Origin of the sequence: Asanoa sp. NPDC050611 (assembly GCF_040654855.1) — a bacterium.
Classification (GTDB): Bacteria; Actinomycetota; Actinomycetes; order Mycobacteriales; family Micromonosporaceae; genus Asanoa.
Map to the genome: position 1 here is coordinate 1 of NZ_JBFAIU010000333.1, position 5,453 is coordinate 5,453.

Below are 5,453 nucleotides of genomic sequence, written 5' to 3' on the forward strand. Positions count from 1 at the left end.
GACTTAACATGAGTTCATGAACCCGATGCCCGACTCTGTATCGCTCCGCGAGGTCGCACCCCGCGATGGGCTCCAGAACGAGGATCCGGCCAGCCCGCCGGCGAAGCCGCCGCCGGGCGCGTTGTGGCCGGAGAACAGCAGGAAGATCGAGAACAGCACGATCGTGTGGAACACCAGCCGGGTGACCACCTCGAGGATGATCGACTGCCCGCCGGCGCCCGCCCGCAGCCAGCCAGGCCTGATGATCACCGTTCCGCCGCCGCGGCGGCGCAGCGCCGCGGTGCGCCGGTAGATCAGGCTGGCGACACCGGTGGCCGCGACGACCAGCACCGAGATCTCCCCCATCGTGTCCCAGGCGCGGATGTCGACCAGGATCACGTTGACCACGTTCTTGGCGCCGCCGAACGAGACCGCGAGGTCCGGGAACGCCTCCGACACCGGCGTCGCCTCGCGCGCGCCCACGGCCACGAACGTCATCCCCGCCGCGACCGCGCCGACCGCGACGCCGAGCAGGATCCGGCCGACGCGGCTCGTGCGGATCGGCCGCTCGGAGAACTTCTCCGGCAGCCGGCGCAGCACCAGCACGATCATCGCGATCGTCGCGGTCTCGACGAGGAACTGCGTCAGCGCCAGGTCGGGAGCGCCGTGCAGGATGAACAGCACGGCCACGCCGTAGCCCGAGATGCCGACCAGCACCATCGCGGTCAGCCGGCGCAGCGCGCGCACCGCGGCCACGGCGGCGACGACGATCCCGCCGCCGACCACCGCCTGCAGCGGGGTGTCCCAGGCGCGGGCGGTGTCGGGCCACGGCGCCGCGCCGATCAGGATGCCACCCAGGCCGGCGGTCAGCACCAGCAGGATCACGCCCAGATAGGACGGCAGGGAGCCACGCTGGGTCGCGCCGGTCAGCTCGACCGCGCCGCGGTCCAGGCCGTTCATCACCCAGCGGTACGCGGTCGCGCCGTGGAAGGGCAGGCGCAGCCGGTCTGCCGCGAACGTGCGGCCGAAGGCCGCGCCGGCCAGGAGCACCAGCACCGACAGGCCGAGCGGTCCGCTCAACCCGTGCCACACCGCCAGGTGGTACGCGGGTGGGTCGGCCGGGAAGGTGGCCGCGTAGGGAGCGAGCACGCCGTCGAGCGGTTTCGCGGCGGCGCCGACCCCGAGGCCCGCGACCGCGAGGATCGCCGGGCCGACCAGCCAGTCCCTGGCCGGTGGGCGCACGGTCGCCGGTTCGACGTTCGGCTTGGCGGCGAACGCACCCCACAGGAAGCGGATCGTGTACGCGACGGTGAGCACCGACCCGATCACCAGCGCGGCGAGCACGACGAGGTCGGCGGCCCCGCCGTGGAGGAACGTCGCGAACGCCGCCTCCTTGCCGACGAAGCCGGCGAACGGCGGCAGGCCCGCCATGGACGCGGCGGCGAGCGCGGCGATCACGGCCAGCGCCGGGGTGCGTTCGGCCAGCCCGCTCAGCGCGCGCAGGTCCCGGGTGCCGGTGCTCACGTCGATGATGCCGACCACCAGGAACAAGGTCGACTTGAACAGCGCGTGCGCGAGCAGCATGGCCGCGCCGGCCAGCGCCGCGTTGGCGGTCGAGCCGCCGAAGATCGCGGTGAGGAAGCCGAGCTGGCTGACCGTCCCGTACGCGAGCAGCAGCTTGAGGTCGTGCTGGCGCAGCGCGGCCCACCCGCCGAGCAGCATCGTGACGACGCCGGTGACCAGCAGCATCGGCCGCCACGGCGGGTCGCCGCCCACGGCGGGCCCCATCAGCGCGACGAGGAAGACGCCGGCCTTGACCATCGCGGCGGCGTGCAGATAGGCGCTGACCGGTGTCGGCGCGGCCATCGCGGCGGGCAGCCAGAAGCTGAACGGGAAGATCGCCGACTTGCTGAGCGCGCCGAGCAGCACCAGCACGAGCGCGGCGGTGAGCAGTGGCGTGTCCGGGGGTTGCTGCTCGATCTGCGACCAGCGGTAGGTGCCGGCGGCCTCGCCGAGGATCACGAAGCCGCCGAGCATGGCCAGCCCGCCGAGCGTGGTCACCAGCAGCGCCTGGGTGGCGGCCAGTCGGTTCCCGCGTCTGGTCGGGTCCTGCGCGATCAGCAGGTAGGAGAAGATGGTGGTGAGCTCCCAGAACACGTACAACAGCAGCAGGTTGTCGGAGACGACCAGGCCGAGCATGGCGCCGGCGAACGCGACGAAGACGCCCGCGTACCGGCCGAGCCCGTTCTGGTCCGGCGGGAAGTAGCGCACGCTGTAGATCAGGACCAGCGCACCGATGCCCCCTACGAGCACGACCATCAGCCAGGAGATCGTCGCCATCCGCAGGTCGATCCCGAGGCCGAGCGGCGCGACCCAGGTCCAGGTCTCCTCGACGGCGCCACCGTGGCTGATCCTGTCGGTGTAGGCGAGCGCCCAGCACAGGGCCGCGAGCGGCGCGAGGGCGACCACGTAGAGCGCGGACCGGCCGAACCACCGCACCAGGACCGGGGCGACCACGGCCGTCACGCCGTGGACCACCACCAGCACCAGCACACGCCCAGAGTAGGCGCAAGCGGGCAATTAGGACGTTAACCGAGCACTGCGCGCACCTCCCGTGGGCGGTACGTGGAGTGGCGCCGGGTGGTCATGCTGGACGTATGCGCCTGATCCTGAACGTGCTCTGGTTCATCTTCGGCAGCGGGTTCCTGCTGGCGATCGCCTATGGTGTCGCCGCGCTGATCTGCTTCGCGCTCATCGTCACCATCCCGTTCGGCATCGCGTCGCTGCGGCTGGCGGGCTACGCGTTGTGGCCGTTCGGCCGCACGGTCGTGAGCCGCCCGGACGCCGGCGTGGTCACCGGCGTGGCGAACATCCTGTGGGTCGTCCTGGCCGGGTGGTGGCTGGCCCTGGCACACATCCTCGCCGGCATCGCCCAGTGCGTCACGATCATCGGCATCCCGTTCGGCATCGCGAACTTCAAGCTGGTCCCGGCGGCCTTCTGGCCGCTCGGCCGGCACATCGTCGACCTGGACCACGCGCCGGCCCACGCCTAGCCGCCGGCAGCGGCCGCGGCGGGGGTCGAGCGGGCCCCGCGCGCTCGCGGGCGGGCCGGCAACGCCGCCGGGCTGCCGACCGAGGGGGCGCTGCAGCGCTAGATCCGCGGCTGCCCACGAGCCGGTTGACAGCCCAGCGGGCACCCGCACGCCGGACCGCGGCGGTCACACCGCGGCCGTCAGCTCCCCCAGCCACGTGCGGACCGCCACGTAATCCGATGCGCTCAGGCCGATGAAGGGGTCAACGCGCCGCAACAGGGCCGGCGCGGGATGGTGGGTCGCGACCCAGCGCCGGTCGGTGTCCGTGATCTCGTCGTCGAGCCAGGCGAACGGGCGGCCATCCGACCACCGGACCAGCTGCGCGGTCTTCCAGTGCACGCCCGGCTCCGGCTCCTCGTCGTCGTCCGGCCACTCGACGACCGGCAGCTTCGGCAGGCCGAGCCGTGGTGCGACGACCTCGTTCGCGTCGGCCAGCCATGTCGTGGCCCAGACCAGGTCGCAGCCGAGCGCGAGCAGCCGCCGGCCGTCGGCCGGGTCGAGGCGGTCGAGGAGTGGGTTGCCAACCTCGTCCGGAGGCCGCCGCGACGCGACCGTCGGGCGGGCCTTGAACGGGATGAGCGGACCGTCGACGTCGAGGAACAGCAGCGTCATGGCTTGCGGGCCACGATCCGTTCCACCGAGCCCGCCTTGAGTCGCTCGGTCTCCACGATCTCGAAGCCCGCCGCCTCGACGAGCGGGAGCTGCCGCCGGGTGAAGTGCTCACCGGCCAGCGCGATCGTCGCCCGCTCCAGCAACCACTGCGCGCCGCGGATCGGGGCCCAGGTCGAGCCGATGTGGTCCACCAGCAGGAGCGTGCCGCCCGGCACCAGCACCCGCTTCATCTCCGCGATGGCCGCGCCCGGGTCCGGGATGGAGCACAGCGAGAACGCGCACACCACCGTGTCGAAGGACGCGTCGTCCAGCGGCAGGTGTTGGGCGTCGCCCTCGCGCAGGTCGGCCGCGCGGCTCAGGTCGCCGGCGTGGCGCCGGGCGATCGCCAGCATCTCCGGGCTCAGCTCGATGCCGGTGATCGTCACGTCGGGGCCGTAGTGCTCGAGGTTGCGGCCCGTGCCGATGGCGACCTCGAGGACCCGGCCGTGCGCCCGCGCGCCGAGCCAGTCGCGGGCGTCCGCGAACCAGATCCGTTCGAGCAGGGCGATCTGCCGGTCGTACGTCGGCGCGTTCCTGTCCCACACGCGCTTCTGCTTGGCGGTGGCATCGGTCATGCACCCCAGTAAACAGTTCACGGGCCGATCGCGTGTGCCAGTGCGTCGACCGCCGCCCGGTCGCCGACCACGACCAGCACGTCGCCGGCCCGCAGCGCGGCGTCGCCGGCGAGCGCGCGGCCAGCCCGGACGACCACGGCGGCCCGCGCGCCGCGCGGCAGCGGCCGCCCGACGAGGCCGGCGGCCAGCGTCCAGGCGGCGATGCCCAGCAGCTCCCGGGTGCCACCGTGGGCGATCACGAGGTCGACGATCCGGCCGAGCAGGATCGGCACGAGCACCGCGGCCCCGCTGGCGGCCGCCGAGACCAGCACCGCGAGCAGCCCGAGCCCGGGGTGGCGGCGCAGCTTGCGGCCGAACGCGCGCGCGGTCGCGCGGCCGCTGGCGATGGGCAGAACGGTGCTCACCGCAGCACCACGTCCGCGTACGCCGGAACGCCGAGCAGGTCCCGGTGCCGTCCCGTGCCGGCGACCCGGCCCGCGCCGACGAACACGACCCGGTCGCACCGGTCCAGCAGCGGCGCGCTGGTGGTGACCAGCACGGTGGCCCGCCCGTCGCGATGCGCGCGGATGCCCTCGGCGATCGCGTGCTCGGTGACGGCGTCGACCGCGGTCGTCGGGTCGCGGAAGACCGTGACCGGCCGGTCGGCCAGCAGCGCCCGCGCGACGGCGACCCGCTGCCGCTGCCCGCCCGACAGGTTCGTGCCGTGGTCGTGCAGCGCGTGGTCGAGCCCGCCGAGGTCGCTCGCGGCGGCGGCCGCCATGGCCGCGGCCATCGCCCGGTCGTCGGGCGGCCCGTCGTCGGTGCGTAACGCCTCGCGCAGCGTCTCGCCGAACAGGTCGACGGCGTGCGGCTCGACCAGCAGCACCGGGCGCAGTGTGGCGATGTCCAGCGCGGGCAGCGGCACACCGGCCAGCGTCACGGCACCGCGATCCGGCTGCCGCCCGCCGGCCAGCAGCTCGGTGACGGCGTCCGCGGCCGTGATGTCGCTGGTCACGATGCCCAGCAGCTCGCCGGGTCGCACGGCCAGGCTGACCCCGTCGAGGCCCGCGGTGTGCACGTCGTCGAGCGCCAGCTCGCCGGGCGCCGCCGCGCCCTCACCGGCGGCGGCCACCGCGACCAGCGCCGGTCGCAGCAGGCGGTCGCCGAGCTGGTAGCC

Annotated in this window: 6 protein-coding genes; 1 reads left to right on the plus strand and 5 read right to left on the minus strand. The window is 73.8% G+C overall.

The features are described 5' to 3' along the window. Window positions 1–3 precede the first annotated feature (3 nt). The gene (locus AB0H87_RS33795) at window positions 4–2,532 is read right to left on the minus strand and encodes a Na+/H+ antiporter subunit A (RefSeq protein ID WP_360155096.1); all 2,529 of its coding nucleotides are present in this window, start codon (window positions 2,530–2,532) and stop codon (window positions 4–6) included. A gap of 104 nt (window positions 2,533–2,636) precedes the next feature. Between AB0H87_RS33795 and AB0H87_RS33800 the strand changes: the two genes are divergently transcribed. After that, window positions 2,637–3,032: a YccF domain-containing protein gene (locus AB0H87_RS33800; RefSeq protein ID WP_360155099.1), complete on the plus strand. Its 396-nt coding sequence runs from the start codon at window positions 2,637–2,639 to the stop codon at window positions 3,030–3,032. 165 nt (window positions 3,033–3,197) lie between these two features. Here the strand turns inward: AB0H87_RS33800 and AB0H87_RS33805 are convergent, their stop codons facing one another. The 4 genes from AB0H87_RS33805 to AB0H87_RS33820 all read right to left on the minus strand — a co-directional run. Next, entirely contained in the window at window positions 3,198–3,683 is a 486-nt protein-coding gene (locus tag AB0H87_RS33805) for an HAD domain-containing protein (protein WP_360155102.1), read from the minus strand. After that, window positions 3,680–4,297, minus strand: coding sequence for a methyltransferase domain-containing protein (locus tag AB0H87_RS33810; protein ID WP_360155104.1), 618 nt, complete (start codon window positions 4,295–4,297; stop codon window positions 3,680–3,682). The genes AB0H87_RS33805 and AB0H87_RS33810 overlap by 4 nt, the downstream gene beginning before the upstream one ends. A gap of 17 nt (window positions 4,298–4,314) precedes the next feature. Beyond that, window positions 4,315–4,701 carry a hypothetical protein gene (locus tag AB0H87_RS33815; RefSeq protein WP_360155107.1) on the minus strand — a complete coding sequence of 129 codons (387 nt, stop codon included), beginning with the start codon at window positions 4,699–4,701 and terminating at the stop codon, window positions 4,315–4,317. Next, window positions 4,698–5,453: ABC transporter ATP-binding protein (locus tag AB0H87_RS33820; protein WP_360155110.1), on the minus strand; the 756-nt coding region annotated here is incomplete at its 5' end. The genes AB0H87_RS33820 and AB0H87_RS33815, both read right to left, overlap by 4 nt.